Origin of the sequence: Streptomyces sp. NPDC059567, assembly GCF_042735655.1 — a bacterium.
Taxonomy (GTDB): Bacteria; Actinomycetota; Actinomycetes; order Streptomycetales; family Streptomycetaceae; genus Streptomyces.
The window spans coordinates 1-13,792 of record NZ_JBHWBS010000100.1; the positions used below are offsets into that span (position 1 = coordinate 1).

Sequence of the window (13,792 nt, forward strand, 5' to 3'; positions counted from 1 at the left end):
GCGCCCCCCGCGCCCGCCGGCCCGCGCGGGGCCCGACGGACGCCGGTCCTAGTACCCGTACCTGCCGAACTGGGTGTAGGCCCAGAGGCCCACGATCCCCGCCACACAGATGAGCACCACCCAGGAGCCGAAGCCGGTGTGGCGGCTCTTGCGCGGGCGGGCCGGCTTGGCCGGGCGCTCGTTGCGCGCGGCTCGGCCGGGACGCTCGCTGCGGGCCCGCGGCGGCGCCGCGTCGGCGGCCGCGACGTCGGCGAGCAGGCGGCGGCAGACCGCGGCCAGCTCCGACGTCCCCACCGAGAGGTCGACGACGATCTCCGAACGGGCCGGCGCGGTGGTGCCCCCGTCGAGGAGGCGTCCGGCCCGTAGGCGCGCCTGGTCCTTGCCACCGGTCGGGGCCAGGCTGATCCAGCGCCCCACGTGCTCGCCGCGGATCACCACGCCGCCGCCCCGCTCCCGGTACACGGTGTGCTCTTTCCACAGGACCGCGGCCAACTCCGTGGCCGTCTCCCTGAGTTCCGTGTACATGACCCTCCCCAGTCACCCAACCCCGAATTCGAACAAGCACGTGACTCTAGCGGCAGGTACACGCCATGCCGCGCCCCGGGTGGGACGGAGTCCCTTAGGGCCCGTTACGCCTCGAAGTCGTACACCATCACCGGTATCCCCCGCGCCGTCAGCCGCTCGGCTATCAGCGGCTCCACCCGTGCCCACTTCCCGCCGGCCAGACCGCACCCGATCCGCGGCATGTGCACGGACGCCCCCAGCTCCTCCGCCTTGTCGGCGAGCAACCCGAGCGCCGCGTCGATCGCCTCGTACCGCACGGGCACGCCCGTGCTCCGACCGGTCCGTATGCCGCGCTGGCCCACCAGATTGGCCACCCAGACATACGGTCCGACCTGTACGAACTGGGCCGCTCCCAGCCCGAAGTCGTTCCGCGCGCGCTCCCGGTGCCAGCGGCGGAAGGCCGCCTCCGGCTCCGGCCAGCGGCGCGACAGCGCCAGGACGAAGCCCTTGCCCCAGCCGCCCAGGTCGTTGCAGACATGCGCGATGATCTTGACGCCCTTGCCCCCTGGGGCGGTGGCGTCCCCCCGTACATACGTGATCCCCGACATGCCCCCACCGTACGAGGCACCACCGACAACGTCCGAACGCTTTTACAACGCTGGTGAGACAGCAATACTGTTGCACTGATGGGGAACGGCACGGCACCGGAAGCGAGGCAGCTCAGATGGGCACCGAGACCGAGGAGCAGCCGCCGACGTTCACCGTCGACGAGCTGGCCGCGCGGGCGGGCGTCACCGTGCGGACCGTCCGCTTCTACGGCACCAAGGGGCTGCTGCCGCCGCCGGCCATCGGGCCGCGACGGGTCGGGCACTACGGACCCGACCACCTCTCGCGGCTGGCGCTGATCGAGGAGCTCCAGCGGCAGGGCATGACGCTCGCGGCCATCGAGCGGTATCTGCACCAGCTGCCGCCCGACCTCAGCGCGCGGGACCTCGCCGTCCATCGGGCCCTGGTCGCCTCCTGGGCCCCCGAGTCCGCCGAGGAGATCACCCGGCGCGAGCTGGAACGGCGCGCGGGGCGGGCCCTCGCCGACGCGGACGTCGACCGGCTCGCCGCCATGGGCGTCCTGGACAAGACCGCCGACCCGGACGTCTTCCGGCTCGACGCGACGCTGCTGCGTCTCGGGGTGGAACTCCTCGACGTGCCCATCGCGCACGAGACGATCCTCGCCTCCCGCACCGTCCTCCTGGAGCACGCCCGCGCCGCCGCACAGGAGCTCTCCCGGCTCTTCCGGGACGAGGTGTGGGACCCGTACCGGGAGAGCGCCGAGGACCCGGACCACCTCGCCGCCATGAAGTCGCTCTCCGCGCACATGCAGCCGATGGTGATCCAGGCCCTCGTCACGGCCTTCCAGCGCTCCCTCAGCGAGGAGCTGCGGACGGCCTTCAGGACCCCTTAGCCTCAGCCCTGGACGGGCTGGTCCGTGAACACCTCGCCCCGCTCGGCCTTCGCCACCAGGAGCGCGGGCGGCTGGAAGCGGTCCCCGTACTTCTCCGCCAGCTCACGCGCGCGTGCCACGAATCCGGGCAGCCCGCCCTCGTAGCCGTTGATGTACTGGAGCACACCGCCGGTCCACGCGGGGAAGCCGATGCCCATGATGGAGCCGATGTTGGCGTCGGCGACCGAGGTGAGGACGTTCTCCTCCAGGCAGCGCACCGAGTCCAGCGCCTCCGAGAAGAGCATCCGCTCCTTCATGTCCTCGAAGGGGATGTCCACGCCGGGCCGGGTGAAGTGCTCGCGGAGTCCGGACCACAGCCCGGCCCGCTTGCCGTCCTCGCCGTACTCGTAGAAGCCCGCGCCGCCACTGCGTCCCGTGCGCCCGAACTCGTCGACCATCCGGTCGATCACCGCGTCCGAGGGGTGCCCGGCCCAGGTGCCGCCGGCCTCCTCGATCGCGCGCCGGGTCTCGTTGCGGATCTTGCGGGGCAGGGTCAGGGTCAGCTCGTCCATCAGGGAGAGGACCTTGGCCGGGTAGCCGGCCTGCGCCGCGGCCTGCTCGACGGAGACCGGGTCGGCACCCTCGCCGACCATCGCGACGCCCTCGTTGATGAACTGCCCGATCACGCGGGAGGTGAAGAAGCCGCGCGAGTCGTTGACGACGATCGGGGTCTTGTTGATCTGCCGCACCAGGTCGAAGGCGCGCGCCAGCGCCTCGTCCCCGGTCCGCTCGCCCTTGATGATCTCGACCAGCGGCATCTTGTCGACCGGCGAGAAGAAGTGCAGTCCGATGAAGTCGTCCTGGCGCTCCACACCCTCGGCGAGCACGGTGATGGGCAGCGTCGAGGTGTTGGAGCAGAGCAGCGCGTCCGGCTCGACGATGTCCTGGATCTCCTCGAACACCTTGTGCTTGAGCGCGGTGTCCTCGAAGACCGCCTCGATCACGGCGTCGCAGCCGGCCAGGTCGGCCGGGTCGCCGGTCGTGGTGATCCGGGCGAGCAGCTCGTCGCGCTTCGCCTCGGTCGTACGGCCTCGCGAGAGCGCCTTGGCGAGCAGCTTCTCGGAGTACTCCTTGCCGCGCTGCGCCGCCTCCGCCGTGACGTCCTTGAGGACGACCTCGATGCCCGCGCGGGCGCAGGAGTAGGCGATGCCGGCGCCCATCATGCCCGCGCCGAGGACGGCGACCTTGCGGACGGGGCGCTGCTCGATGCCCTGGGGGCGGTTGGCGCCGGAGTTGACGGCCTGGAGGTCGAAGAAGAACGCCTGGATCATGTTCTTCGCCGTCTGGCCTGTGACCAGCTCGGTGAAGTAGCGGGCCTCGATGGTCAGGGCGGTCTCGAAGTCGACCTGGGAGCCTTCGACGGCGCACGCGAGGATGTTGCGCGGGGCCGGGTAGGGGGCGCCGTTCAGCTGCTTCTTCAGGTTGGCCGGGAAGGCCGGGAGGTTGGCGGCGAACCGCGGGTTCGACGGGGTCCCGCCGGGGATCTTGTACCCCTTGACGTCCCAGGGCTGCTGCGACTCGGGGTTCGCGTCGATGAAGGCGCGCGCCTTGGCGAGCATCTCCTCGGGCGTGGCGGCCACCTCGTGGATCAGGCCGTTCTCCAGCGCGCGCCGCGGGGAGTACTGGGTGCCCTGGAGGAGCACCTTGAGCAGGGCGTCGGCGATGCCCATGAGACGAACGGTACGGGTGACGCCGCCGCCCGCGGGGAGGAGACCGAGGGTGACCTCGGGCAGGCCGATCTTGGAGCCGGGCGCGTCGAGCGCGACGCGGTGGTGGGAGGCGAGGGCGATCTCGTAACCGCCGCCGAGCGCCGCACCGTTGATGGCGGCGACGACCGGCTTGCCGAGGGTCTCGATCCGGCGCAGCGAGCGCTTGATCTCCGTGCCGGTGTCGAACGCGATCCGCGCGTCCTCCGGGCGCAGCCGGATCATGTCCTTGAGGTCGCCGCCCGCGAAGAAGGTCTTCTTGGCGGAGGCGTAGATGATGCCGCGGATGGAGTCCTTCTCGGCCTCCGCGCGGTCGGCGATGGCCGCGATGGAGTCCTTGAACGCCTGGTTCATGGTGTTCGCGGACTGGTTGGGGTCGTCGAGGACGAGGGTGACGATGCCGGTCTCGTCCTGCTCCCAGCGGATGGTGGTGCTCTGGCTCATTGCTGCTTCTCCGTAAGGCTGGTGGGACGGACGGTCAGACGCGCTCGACGATCGTGGCGATGCCCATGCCGCCGCCGACGCACAGCGTGGCCAGGCCGTAGCGCTTGTCCTGGCGCTCCAGCTCGTCGACGAGGGTGCCGAGGATCATCGCGCCGGTGGCGCCGAGCGGGTGGCCGAGCGCGATCGCGCCGCCGTTGACGTTGACCTTGTCCAGGCTGATGCCCATGTCCTTGACGAAGCGGAGCACGACGCCCGCGAACGCCTCGTTGATCTCGACGAGGTCGATGTCGTCCATCGTCAGGCCGGCCTTGGCGAGCGCCTTGCGGGTCGCGGGCGCCGGGCCGGTGAGCATGATGGTCGGCTCGGAGCCGGAGACGGCCGCGGCCACGATCCGGGCGCGCGGGGTGAGTCCGTAGCGCTCGCCGACCTCCTTGGAGCCGATGGCGACGAGCGAGGCGCCGTCGACGATGCCGGAGGAGTTGCCGGCGTGGTGGACGTGGTCGATCTTCTCGACCCAGTGGTATTTCTGCAGCGCGACGGCGTCGAAGCCGCCCATGTCGCCGATGGCGGCGAACGAGGGCTTGAGGGCGGCGAGCGAGTCGGCGGTGGTGCCGGGGCGCATGTGCTCGTCGTGGTCGAGGACGACCAGCCCGTTGCGGTCCTTGACCGGGACGACGGAGCGGTCGAAGCGGCCGTCCTTCCAGGCGGCCGCGGCGCGCTCCTGGGAGAGCGCGGCGTACTCGTCGACGTCGCGGCGGGAGAAGCCCTCGATGGTGGCGATGAGGTCGGCGCCGATGCCCTGGGGGACGAAGCCGGTCTCGTAGTTGGTCATCGGGTCGGCGAACCAGGCGCCGCCGTCGGAGGCCATCGGGACACGCGACATGGACTCGACGCCACCGGCGAGGACGAGGTCCTCCCAGCCCGACCGGACCTTCATCGCGGCCATGTTGACGGCTTCGAGACCGGAGGCACAGAAGCGGTTCTCCTGGACGCCGGCGACGGTGTCGGGCAGTCCGGCGGCGATCGCGGCGACCCGGGCGATGTCGGAGCCCTGGTCGCCGACCGGGCCGACGACGCCGAGGACGATGTCGTCGATGGCGGCCGGGTCGAGGCCGGGGAAGCGGGCCCGGATCTCGTGGATGAGGCCGACGACCAGGTCGATGGGCTTGGTGCCGTGCAGGGCGCCGTTGGCCTTGCCGCGGCCGCGCGGGGTGCGGATCGCGTCGTACACGTACGCTTCGGTGCTCACGAGAAGCCTTTCAGGAGGGTGGGCAACAGGGAGGTCAGCCGAGCAGGGAACGGCCGATGATCTCCTTCATGATCTCGGTCGTCCCGCCGTAGATGGTCTGGATGCGGCCGTCGGTGAAGGCCCTGGCGACCGGGAATTCGGCCATGTAGCCGTATCCCCCGTGCAGTTGCAGACAGCGGTCGGCGACCCGCTTCTGCAGCTCGGTGGCCCACCACTTGGCCATCGAGGCGTGGACGGCGTCGAGTTCCCCGTTCGAGTGATCGACGATGCAGCGGTCGAGGAACGTCCGGGTGACGGCGCATTCGGTGGCCATCTCGGCGATCTCGAAGCGGATGTGCTGGAGCTTGGCCAGCGGCCGCCCGAACGCCTCGCGTTCCTTGACGTAGGTGGTGGTGATCTCCAGGAGGTGCTCCGCGGCGGCGATGCCGGCCACGGCGATGGCCATCCGCTCCTGGGCGAGATTGGTCATGAGGTGGACGAAGGCGCCGTTGAGCTCGCCGAGGAGGTTCTCCTTGGGGACGCGGACGTCGGTGAAGAACAGCTCGGCGGTGTCCTGCGACTTCTGCCCGATCTTGTCGAGGTTGCGGCCGCGCTCGAAGCCCTCCATGCCGCGCTCGACGACCAGCAGCGAGAGTCCGTGCGCGCCGCCCTCGGGGGTCGTCTTCGCGACGACGATCACCAGGTCGGCGAGGATGCCGTTGGAGATGAACGTCTTGGAGCCGTTGAGCACCCAGTGGTCGCCGCGGTCCTCGGCGCTGGTCCGGATGCCCTGGAGGTCGGAGCCGGCACCGGGCTCGGTCATCGCGATGGCGGTGATCAGCTCGCCCGAGCAGAAGCCGGGCAGCCAGCGGCGCTTCTGCTCCTCGGTGGCCAGGGAGGTGAGGTACGGGCCGATGATGTCGTTGTGCAGCCCGAGCGCTATGCCGGGCGCGCCGGCGCGGGTGAACTCCTCGGCGAGCACGGCGCTGTAGCGGAAGTCGGCGTTGCCGCCGCCTCCGTGCTCCTCGTCGACGGCGAGGCCGAGCAGCCCCTGGCGTCCGGCGGCGCGCCAGGCCCCGCGCGCGACGATGCCGTCCTTCTCCCACTGCTCGTAGTGGGGCAGCACCTCCTTGGCGAGGAAGGTGCGGACGGTCTCGCGGAACGCTTCGTGGTCGGCGGTGTAGAGCTGACGCTTCATGCTTCGGGCTCCTGAGGGGCTACGGCGAGGGTGAGGGAGGGTACGGCCCAGTCCCGGGCGACCTCGTCGGTGTCGGCGCCGGGTGTGGCGGGTGCGGTGCGGACGGCGCCCGGGGTGACGGAGAACCGGGGCGCGGGTGCGGGCTGGGTGAAGCCGGAGTGCTCGACGAAGGTGCCCCGGGCGGCGAGATGGGGGTGGGCGGGGGCCTCGCGCATCGAGAGGACCGGCGCCACGCAGGCGTCCGTCCCCTCGAAGACGGCCGTCCACTCCTCGCGGGTACGGGTGCGGAAGCGGTCGGCGACGGCGGCGCGCAGCTCGTCCCAGCGACCGAAGTCCTTACGGGCGGGGGCGACGTCCTCGATGCCGAGCAGGCGCGTGAACTCCTCGTAGAACTGCTGCTCCAGGGCTCCGACGGCCATGTACCCCCCGTCGGAGGTCTCGTAGGTGCCGTAGAAGGGGCAGCCGCCGTCCAGCAGGTTGACGCCCCGGCGGTCCTGCCAGCCGCCGGCCGCCACCATGCCGTGGATCATGGTGGCGAGGTGGGCGGCGCCGTCGACGATGGCCGCGTCGACGACCTGGCCCTCGCCGTGCGTGCGCGCGTGCTGGAGGGCGGCGAGGACGCCGACGACGAGGTAGAGCGAGCCGCCCGCGTAGTCGCCGACGAGGTTGGCGGGGACGGTGGGCGGGCCGTCCGGGTCGGGGCCGATCATGCCGAGGGTGCCGGTGATCGCGATGTACGCGATGTCGTGTCCGGCGCTCGTGGCGAGCGGCCCGTCCTGGCCCCAGCCGGTCATCCGGCCGTAGACGAGCTTCGGGTTGCGGGCGAGGCAGGCGTCCGGGCCGACGCCGAGGCGTTCGGCGACACCGGGCCGGTACCCCTCGACGAGGATGTCGGCGCGTTCGACCAGGTCGAGGACCGTGGCGGGGCCGCCTTCGGCCTTGAGGTCGACCAGGACGGAGCGCTTGTTGCGGTTGGTGAGGTCGTACGCGGGGTCGATGCCCAGTCCGGGGCCGCCGGGCCGGTCGATCCGTACGACGTCGGCGCCGAGGTCGGCCAGGAGCATGGCGGCGAACGGGCCGGGCCCGATGCCCGCCAGCTCGACCACGCGCACCCCGGAGAGCGGGCCGTTCCCACCGTTCGCCTGCGCTGCCATCGAGCCCCCAGGACCGTGTGTGACACCAATGATGTAACACCAGTGATGCTAGGAACGCGTTCCACTCCGCACAAGCCCCCCGGCCGAGCAAGCGCTTGGAAATTCAGTCGGCGGAAGCGGAAGATCCGGATCTTGCGCCAGTAGGGTCCTGCCATGTCCCTACCGAAAGGCGCCCTGACCGCCGTGCTCGCGGTGCCGCTCGCGGCCACCCTGCTGATCTCCTGCTCCTCGACCGTGGAGCAGTCGGAGAACGGTGCCGCCACGACACCGACCTCGGCCCCGCTCGCCGGCGCCGGCGCGGACGACGGCACGCGGGCCGGGGACGGTCTCCCCGAGGACGGCGAGAGCCCGTCCGTCGCGCCCGTCCAGGTCAGGGACGCCTTCGCCGGTCTGCAGGCCACGTTCGACGGCAGCTGCGACTCCGACTGCGCCTACTTCCTCGGCCGCTTCCACGACGAGCTCCAGGAGCTCGACGCCGCCATGAAGGCGGACCCGAAGGGCCCCGGCCACTTCCCCGGGCCGATCGCCTGGATCGAGGAACTGCGGACCACGCCGGCCGGCGACCGCTCCTACGCGAACCTGAAGAAGCACCAGACCCTGCTGATCGGCACGCGGGACCGGATCAACACCTGGATGCAGGACCACCCCGACGACCACCGCTGACGGAGCCCGCGGAAGGTACCGCTAGGCTCCGCGCTCTCAGGGGAAGCCGAAGGCGAAGGCGAGGGGCTGGATGGAGACCGGGAACGGCACGAGGCGGGAGACGGCGGAGCGGCCGCACGACGTGGTCCTGTTCGGGGCGACGGGGTTCGTGGGCGAGCTCACCGCGGAGTATCTGGCCGCACACGCACCGGCCGACTGCCGGTGGGCGCTCGCCGGACGCAGCCGCGCCAAGCTGGAATCCCTGCGGGACAAGCTGGCCGCCCGATGGCCACGGTGTGCGGAGCTGCCGCTGCTGGTCGCGGACTCCGCCGACACGGATGCCGTACGCGAACTGGCGGGTTCCACCCGGGTGGTGGCCACCACGGTCGGCCCCTACGTCTGGTACGGCGAGGGCCTGGTGGCCGCCTGCGCGGAGGCCGGCACGGACTATGTGGACCTGACCGGAGAGTCCGAGTTCGTCGACCTGATGTACGTACGGCACGACGCCCGGGCCCGCGAGACCGGCGCCCGGATCGTCCACGCATGCGGCTTCGACTCCGTACCGCACGATCTCGGCGTCTACTTCACCGTCCGGCAACTGCCGAAGGACGTGCCGCTGCGGGTCGACGGATTCGTCCGCGCGGGGGCGGTCTTCTCGGGCGGGACGTTCGCCTCGGCCCTGACCGCGATGGGACGCGGCCGGGAGATCCAGCGCGCGGCGCACGAACGACGCCTGCACGAACCCCGGTTGGTGGGCCGACGGGCGCGCGCGCCGCTGGGCGCGCCGCGCTTCAGCCGGGAGACCGGCACGTGGGCGCTGCCCCTGCCGACGATAGATCCGCAGGTGGTGGCGCGGTCGGCCCGCGCGCTGGAGTCCTACGGCCCGGACTTCCGCTACCGGCACTACGCCTCGGTGAAGACGCTGCCGATGGCGCTCGGCGGCACCGCCGCGATCGGAACCGGTGTCGTGGCGGCTCAACTCGCGCCCGTGCGCCGCTGGCTGATGGAGCGTTACGAGCCGGGCGACGGTCCCAGCGCGGAGCGGCGGGCACGCAGCTGGTTCTCCGTGCGGTTCGTCGGCGAGGGCGGCGGGCGGCGGGTGTTCACCGAGGTGTCGGGCGGCGACCCGGGGTACGACGAGACGGCGAAGATGCTCGCCGAATCGGCCCTGAGCCTCGCCTTCGACGACCTGCCGAAGACCTCCGGGCAGGTCACGACGGCGGTGGCGATGGGCGACGCGCTCCTCGACCGGCTGCGGGCGGCGGGCATCCGCTTCCGGGTGGCGTACGAGGGCTGACGCCGGACCCGGTCCCGTAGGGGACCGGGCTCAGTGCCGTACGAGACAGAAGGGATGGCCGGCCGGGTCGGCGTAGATCCGCCACCCCCGGTCGCCGTCCCCGTCGTCGAGCTGCCACGCCCCGAGCGCCAGCACGGCGTGGTGGGCGGCCTCCAGGTCGGCGACCCGTACGTCCAGGTGGAACTGCTGCTCGGGCGCGCCCCAGACCGGCGGTCGGTGGTCGGCCACCCCCTGGAAGGCGAGCACCGGCGCGCCCGAGGCGTCGTGCAGGGTGGCCCAGCTGTCGTTGACGGCCCACTGCGGGTCGGGGCGGTTGATCTCGCCACCGAGCAACTGCTGGTAGAACCCGGCCAGTTCGAGCACGTCCGTACAGTCGAGCACGACGCACTGCAGGGTGCCGATCACGCGATCACCCAGCCCGCGAGCACATGGGTCATGGCGCAGACCCACGCCAGGGCGACGAGCCCGGCGACGGCGAGGGTCGCGTTCGTGCCGCGTTCGACAGGACGCGACGGGGTGGGAACGGGGGTTGTCATGAACCCCACTCTGCCGCCCATGATCGCGGCCCGCCATCCGTACTCGTACTCAGGTCGTCCACGATCCGCTGCCACTCGTGCTCACCTCCGACGAGGGCCCAGGCCCAGGTGGGACGGCGGGGTGCCGGCCGTGCGGAGGCACGGTCCGGGCCGCGGCCGGGTCATTCGCCTCCGGGATCAACTCGCGCGCGGCGCTCCCCCGAGGGCCTCCTTCAGGGCGCGGCGACAGAGGGAGTCGGCGTGGCGGGTGGTCTCGGGGATGCGGTAGCGCGGGGCGAGGAGGAGGGTGTGGGCGCAGGCGTTGTCCAGGGAGACGCGGTGGCCGACGGAGACGAAGACGGGCTTCACGCCGGCCTGGGTGCGCAGCGCGCGGCCGACCTCCTCGTCACCGGCCACGAGCGGGCTGGAGTCGCCCCGCTCGGCGCCGGGGTGGTCGTACGTGAAGGTGAACGGGTTCTTCGCGACGCCGATCGACGGTCGCCCGCTGAGCACTCCGAGATGGCTCGCGAGACCGAAGCGGCGCGGGTGGGCGAGACCGTAGCCGTCGCAGACGAGCAGACCGGGGTCGGTCTCCAGCGAGGCGAGCGCGGCGAGGACCGTCGGGATCTCGCGGAAGGCGAGCAGCCCCGGGACATAGGGGAACGAGACCCGGCCGACCGCCGTGGCCTCCTCCACCACGTCGAGCGTCCGGGCGTCGAGCACCACGGCCGCCGCGGCGACGAGATCGCGCTCGTCGTCGTACGCCACGTCCAGACCCGTGACATGCCCCGTGCCGGGCTCCGGGCCCGGCTCGTCGAGCACGAGGCGTCCACGCAGCTCCCCCTGCACGGCGCGGGCGGCGGTCTCGTCGGCGGGCCAGCCCGCGGGAATGTCGATGATCTTCATGGTGACGGCCAGCCTACGGCGCCCCTGCGTCCGCCAGGCGAACGGTTTTCCCACCGCGTTCGCGCTCGCCGGTAGCCTGGCGATCATGTTCGTTCTGGAATTGACCTACACCGCTCCCGTCGAGCGGGTCGACGCGCTGCTCGACGCCCACATCGAGTGGCTCGACGCGCAGTACGCGGCCGGCGTCTTCATCGCCTCGGGGCGGAAGAACCCGCGCGACGGCGGTGTGATCCTCGCCGCCGGGGTCGACCGCACGGAGATCGAGAAGATCGCCGCGGCCGACCCCTTCAGCGCCGAGGGCGTCTGCGCGTACCGGATCACCGAGTTCTACGCGACCAAGACGGCCGACGCGCTCGCCCCGTACCGGGAGCAGCTCCCTTCCTAGCCTTGGCCGTGTTTCAACGGCCGCCGAGGCGGGCGATCCTGCCCTTCTCGCCGGAGGCCCAGCACGCGCCGTCCCCTGTGCAGTCGACGGTGTCGTACGAGCCGGCGTCGACGGTGCGCCAGGTGCGTCCGCCGTCCGTCGTCAGGTCCGTGCCCGTGGGGCCGACGGCGAGCGCGGCCGTCCGGCTGTGCGGGAGCCAGGCGACGCCCGAGCGGTACGCGGGCGGCGGGGCGGAGGCGGCATGCCAGCCGCGCCCGCCGTTTCCGGTGACCGCGGCCGCCCGCGGGGACGGCTGGTCCTTGCGGTAGTCGCCGCCCACCGCGATCCCGTGCGTACGGTCGCGGAACGCGAGCCCGAAGACTCCGCGCGCCGGGTCGCCCGCGGGGATCGTGGATTCGGCGGCGGTCCAGGTCAGGCCCCGGTCGCCGGAGTGCAGCACGCGCGCCGTGGCCCCGCCGCCGGTCGCCAGCCAGACGTCCTTCGGTCCGGAGGAGACCAGGCACTGACCGCTCGCCGCGAACCCCGCCTCGCCCGGCAGCGCGGCCGGCATCCCGGCGTCCGGCAGCACCTCCCACGTACGGCCGCCGTCCCGCGTGGAGAGGATCCCGTACTTCCCGTCCACGGGATCGCTCATGGCGAGACCGTGCCGGTGGTCGAAGAAGGTCATGCAGTCGTAGAACGCCCGCGGGTCGGTGTTGCGGAACGACTCGGTCCAGGTCGCGCCGCCGTCGTCGGTGCGCAGCACCCGCGACGCCTCCCCCTCGCCGATGGCGAGGACCACCGCGCGCCGGGCGTCGAAGGCCTCCACGTCGCGCAGCTCCAGCTCCGCCGCCCCGGGCGGCGAGACGTTCCGCCAGCTCCGGCCGCCGTCCGTGGTCCGCAGCACCGTCCCCTGGGAGCCCGCGGCCCAGGCCGTCCGACGGTCGACCGCCGCGAGCCCTCGGAACCGGGCGTCCGTTCCGGTCTCGGTGAGCTGCCAGGACACCCCGTGCGACGCGCCCTGCGCCGGTCCCGCCGGCATCGCCAGGGCCGCCAGGGCGAGCACCGCCCCGCTCAGGCCCACCGACAACATTCGTCTCGTCTTCCCCATGGACGTCATGGCGCCGGAAGCTAGTCCACCCCGGTGATCCCGTCCAGAGTGCGTCGCGCCTCCCTCCTTCCTAGGCTGGACGGCATGACCGACGAGAAGCCGAAGCTCAAGGAGTACGCGGGCGAAGGCATCACCGTCACCTTCGAACCGCGCCGATGTCTGCATGCGGCCGAGTGCGTGCGGGGCCTGCCGACGGTCTTCGACGTGGAGAAACGTCCGTGGATCCGGCCCGACGGCGCCGACGCCGCGCTGGTCGCCGAAGTCGTCCGCCGCTGCCCCTCCGGCGCGCTGCAGTACCACCCCGCCGACGGCTCCGCCGAGCCGCCGGACTCCCCCACGACCGTGCGCCGGAGCCCGGCCGGCCAGCTCGTGGTCCGCGGCGACCTCTCGGTCGCCGGTGAGCTGGGCGTACGGCACGAGACGCGCGTGATGCTCTGCGGCTGCGGGGCGTCCGGGAACCAGCCGTACTGCGACCACTCGGGGCCCTGCGCGGCGCCGCCGACCGACGACCCGGTCGACCGCCCCGCCGAATCGAGATGAAACGCCCAGGTGAACAACGGTGACACAGCTCACGTCCTCCACCAGTGCACGTTCGGGCCCGATCGTTCGTCCTTCCTTGTGTCAGGGAGACGTCAGGAACCGAAGCCGCGCGACAGGAGCTGGCCTTGTCCACCGTCATCGAGCAGGCCGTTCAGGCCCGTCTGGTCGCATCCGCCCCCCGGATGGAAACCGTCCCCGCCACGCTGCGGTACGACCGTGAGGATCCTTACGCGGTGAGCATGGCGTTCCCGCCGCCCGCGACGCTGGAAGGCGTCGAGGTGTCGTGGGCGTTCTCGCGCGAGCTGCTGACGGAGGGTGTGGACGGCCCGGCCGGGCTGGGGGACGTCCGTGTCCGCCCGTACGGCTACGACCGCACCGTCGTCGAGTTCCACGCGCCCGAGGGCGTGGCCGTGGTGCATGTCCGCACGGCCGAACTGCGGCAGTTCCTCAAGCGGTCGCAGCACCTGGTGCCGGTCGGCCGCGAGCACCAGTACCTGGACTGGGACCAGGACCTGGCCGAACTGCTCGACGACTACGCCTGAGCAGCCTTCTCCGTCGTCCCGGGCACCGCCCGTAATTCGTTTGTCTCCCGCTCGACGCACGGCGTACCGTCCTGACCTGGCCCTGTTGTCGCCCGATCGGAGAAGGCCGTTGCTCGTCTGAGGTTTCGAGACACCGTGCCGCG

16 protein-coding genes are annotated in these 13,792 nt (G+C 72.0%); 6 read left to right on the plus strand and 10 right to left on the minus strand.

Annotation, left to right across the window (positions count from 1 at the left end; genetic code table 11):
- Positions 1-48: 48 nt before the first annotated feature.
- Both ACFVZW_RS30940 and ACFVZW_RS30945 read right to left on the minus strand, forming a co-directional pair.
- The gene (locus ACFVZW_RS30940) at positions 49-525 is read right to left on the minus strand and encodes a hypothetical protein (RefSeq protein ID WP_384528217.1); all 477 of its coding nucleotides are present in this window, start codon (positions 523-525) and stop codon (positions 49-51) included.
- Between the two features lie 104 nt (positions 526-629).
- Positions 630-1,112: a macro domain-containing protein gene (locus ACFVZW_RS30945; RefSeq protein ID WP_384528220.1), complete on the minus strand. Its 483-nt coding sequence runs from the start codon at positions 1,110-1,112 to the stop codon at positions 630-632.
- A 116-nt stretch (positions 1,113-1,228) separates the two neighbouring features.
- On the opposite strand from ACFVZW_RS30945, the gene ACFVZW_RS30950 reads away from it, so the two are divergent.
- Positions 1,229-1,963, plus strand: coding sequence for a MerR family transcriptional regulator (locus tag ACFVZW_RS30950; RefSeq protein ID WP_384528223.1), 735 nt, complete (start codon positions 1,229-1,231; stop codon positions 1,961-1,963).
- Positions 1,964-1,965: 2 nt separating this feature from the next.
- Here the strand turns inward: ACFVZW_RS30950 and ACFVZW_RS30955 are convergent, their stop codons facing one another.
- The 4 genes from ACFVZW_RS30955 to ACFVZW_RS30970 are packed head-to-tail and all read right to left on the minus strand — an operon-like array spanning position 1,966 to position 7,732.
- Positions 1,966-4,152 (minus strand): 3-hydroxyacyl-CoA dehydrogenase NAD-binding domain-containing protein, encoded by a 2,187-nt coding sequence (locus ACFVZW_RS30955; RefSeq protein ID WP_384528225.1) that lies wholly within the window; start codon positions 4,150-4,152, stop codon positions 1,966-1,968.
- Positions 4,153-4,186: 34 nt separating this feature from the next.
- Complete coding sequence (locus tag ACFVZW_RS30960) at positions 4,187-5,401, minus strand: acetyl-CoA C-acetyltransferase (RefSeq protein WP_384528228.1); 1,215 nt, start codon at positions 5,399-5,401, stop codon at positions 4,187-4,189.
- 34 nt (positions 5,402-5,435) lie between these two features.
- Positions 5,436-6,578: an acyl-CoA dehydrogenase family protein gene (locus ACFVZW_RS30965; protein ID WP_384528231.1), complete on the minus strand. Its 1,143-nt coding sequence runs from the start codon at positions 6,576-6,578 to the stop codon at positions 5,436-5,438.
- Positions 6,575-7,732: a CaiB/BaiF CoA transferase family protein gene (locus ACFVZW_RS30970; protein ID WP_384528234.1), complete on the minus strand. Its 1,158-nt coding sequence runs from the start codon at positions 7,730-7,732 to the stop codon at positions 6,575-6,577. Before ACFVZW_RS30970 ends, ACFVZW_RS30965 begins: the two co-directional genes overlap by 4 nt.
- A gap of 153 nt (positions 7,733-7,885) precedes the next feature.
- On the opposite strand from ACFVZW_RS30970, the gene ACFVZW_RS30975 reads away from it, so the two are divergent.
- Positions 7,886-8,395, plus strand: coding sequence for a hypothetical protein (locus tag ACFVZW_RS30975; protein WP_384528237.1), 510 nt, complete (start codon positions 7,886-7,888; stop codon positions 8,393-8,395).
- A 70-nt stretch (positions 8,396-8,465) separates the two neighbouring features.
- The gene (locus ACFVZW_RS30980; protein ID WP_384528240.1) at positions 8,466-9,671 is read left to right on the plus strand and encodes a saccharopine dehydrogenase family protein; all 1,206 of its coding nucleotides are present in this window, start codon (positions 8,466-8,468) and stop codon (positions 9,669-9,671) included.
- Positions 9,672-9,701: 30 nt separating this feature from the next.
- On the opposite strand, the gene ACFVZW_RS30985 is transcribed toward ACFVZW_RS30980, so the two are convergent.
- The 3 genes from ACFVZW_RS30985 to ACFVZW_RS30995 form a co-directional block, all read right to left on the minus strand.
- On the minus strand, positions 9,702-10,076 hold the full coding sequence (locus tag ACFVZW_RS30985; protein ID WP_384528243.1) for a VOC family protein: 375 nt from the start codon (positions 10,074-10,076) through the stop codon (positions 9,702-9,704).
- On the minus strand, positions 10,073-10,207 hold the full coding sequence (gene mmpA, locus ACFVZW_RS30990; protein ID WP_384528246.1) for a morphogenic membrane protein MmpA: 135 nt from the start codon (positions 10,205-10,207) through the stop codon (positions 10,073-10,075). The genes ACFVZW_RS30985 and mmpA overlap by 4 nt, the downstream gene beginning before the upstream one ends.
- 177 nt (positions 10,208-10,384) lie before the next feature.
- Positions 10,385-11,092, minus strand: coding sequence for an endonuclease V (locus ACFVZW_RS30995; RefSeq protein ID WP_384528249.1), 708 nt, complete (start codon positions 11,090-11,092; stop codon positions 10,385-10,387).
- Between the two features lie 85 nt (positions 11,093-11,177).
- On the opposite strand from ACFVZW_RS30995, the gene ACFVZW_RS31000 reads away from it, so the two are divergent.
- Positions 11,178-11,477 (plus strand): YciI family protein, encoded by a 300-nt coding sequence (locus ACFVZW_RS31000; protein WP_384528252.1) that lies wholly within the window; start codon positions 11,178-11,180, stop codon positions 11,475-11,477.
- A gap of 13 nt (positions 11,478-11,490) precedes the next feature.
- On the opposite strand, the gene ACFVZW_RS31005 is transcribed toward ACFVZW_RS31000, so the two are convergent.
- The gene (locus ACFVZW_RS31005) at positions 11,491-12,576 is read right to left on the minus strand and encodes a WD40/YVTN/BNR-like repeat-containing protein (protein WP_384528254.1); all 1,086 of its coding nucleotides are present in this window, start codon (positions 12,574-12,576) and stop codon (positions 11,491-11,493) included.
- Positions 12,577-12,651: 75 nt separating this feature from the next.
- Between ACFVZW_RS31005 and ACFVZW_RS31010 the strand changes: the two genes are divergently transcribed.
- Positions 12,652-13,107, plus strand: a complete 456-nt coding sequence (locus ACFVZW_RS31010; protein ID WP_384528257.1) for a (4Fe-4S)-binding protein — start codon at positions 12,652-12,654, stop codon at positions 13,105-13,107.
- A 125-nt stretch (positions 13,108-13,232) separates the two neighbouring features.
- Positions 13,233-13,649, plus strand: coding sequence for an SsgA family sporulation/cell division regulator (locus tag ACFVZW_RS31015; RefSeq protein ID WP_384528260.1), 417 nt, complete (start codon positions 13,233-13,235; stop codon positions 13,647-13,649).
- Positions 13,650-13,792: the final 143 nt, after the last annotated feature.

Coding starts and splice junctions, on each gene's coding strand:
- ACFVZW_RS30940 (WP_384528217.1), bottom strand. CDS start 525: ATGTACACGGAACTCAGGGAGACGGCCACGGAGTTGGCCGCGGTCCTG.
- ACFVZW_RS30945 (WP_384528220.1), bottom strand. CDS start 1,112: ATGTCGGGGATCACGTATGTACGGGGGGACGCCACCGCCCCAGGGGGC.
- ACFVZW_RS30950 (WP_384528223.1), top strand. CDS start 1,229: ATGGGCACCGAGACCGAGGAGCAGCCGCCGACGTTCACCGTCGACGAG.
- ACFVZW_RS30955 (WP_384528225.1), bottom strand. CDS start 4,152: ATGAGCCAGAGCACCACCATCCGCTGGGAGCAGGACGAGACCGGCATC.
- ACFVZW_RS30965 (WP_384528231.1), bottom strand. CDS start 6,578: ATGAAGCGTCAGCTCTACACCGCCGACCACGAAGCGTTCCGCGAGACC.
- ACFVZW_RS30970 (WP_384528234.1), bottom strand. CDS start 7,732: ATGGCAGCGCAGGCGAACGGTGGGAACGGCCCGCTCTCCGGGGTGCGC.
- ACFVZW_RS30975 (WP_384528237.1), top strand. CDS start 7,886: ATGTCCCTACCGAAAGGCGCCCTGACCGCCGTGCTCGCGGTGCCGCTC.
- ACFVZW_RS30980 (WP_384528240.1), top strand. CDS start 8,466: ATGGAGACCGGGAACGGCACGAGGCGGGAGACGGCGGAGCGGCCGCAC.
- mmpA (WP_384528246.1), bottom strand. CDS start 10,207: ATGACAACCCCCGTTCCCACCCCGTCGCGTCCTGTCGAACGCGGCACG.
- ACFVZW_RS30995 (WP_384528249.1), bottom strand. CDS start 11,092: ATGAAGATCATCGACATTCCCGCGGGCTGGCCCGCCGACGAGACCGCC.
- ACFVZW_RS31000 (WP_384528252.1), top strand. CDS start 11,178: ATGTTCGTTCTGGAATTGACCTACACCGCTCCCGTCGAGCGGGTCGAC.
- ACFVZW_RS31005 (WP_384528254.1), bottom strand. CDS start 12,576: ATGACGTCCATGGGGAAGACGAGACGAATGTTGTCGGTGGGCCTGAGC.
- ACFVZW_RS31010 (WP_384528257.1), top strand. CDS start 12,652: ATGACCGACGAGAAGCCGAAGCTCAAGGAGTACGCGGGCGAAGGCATC.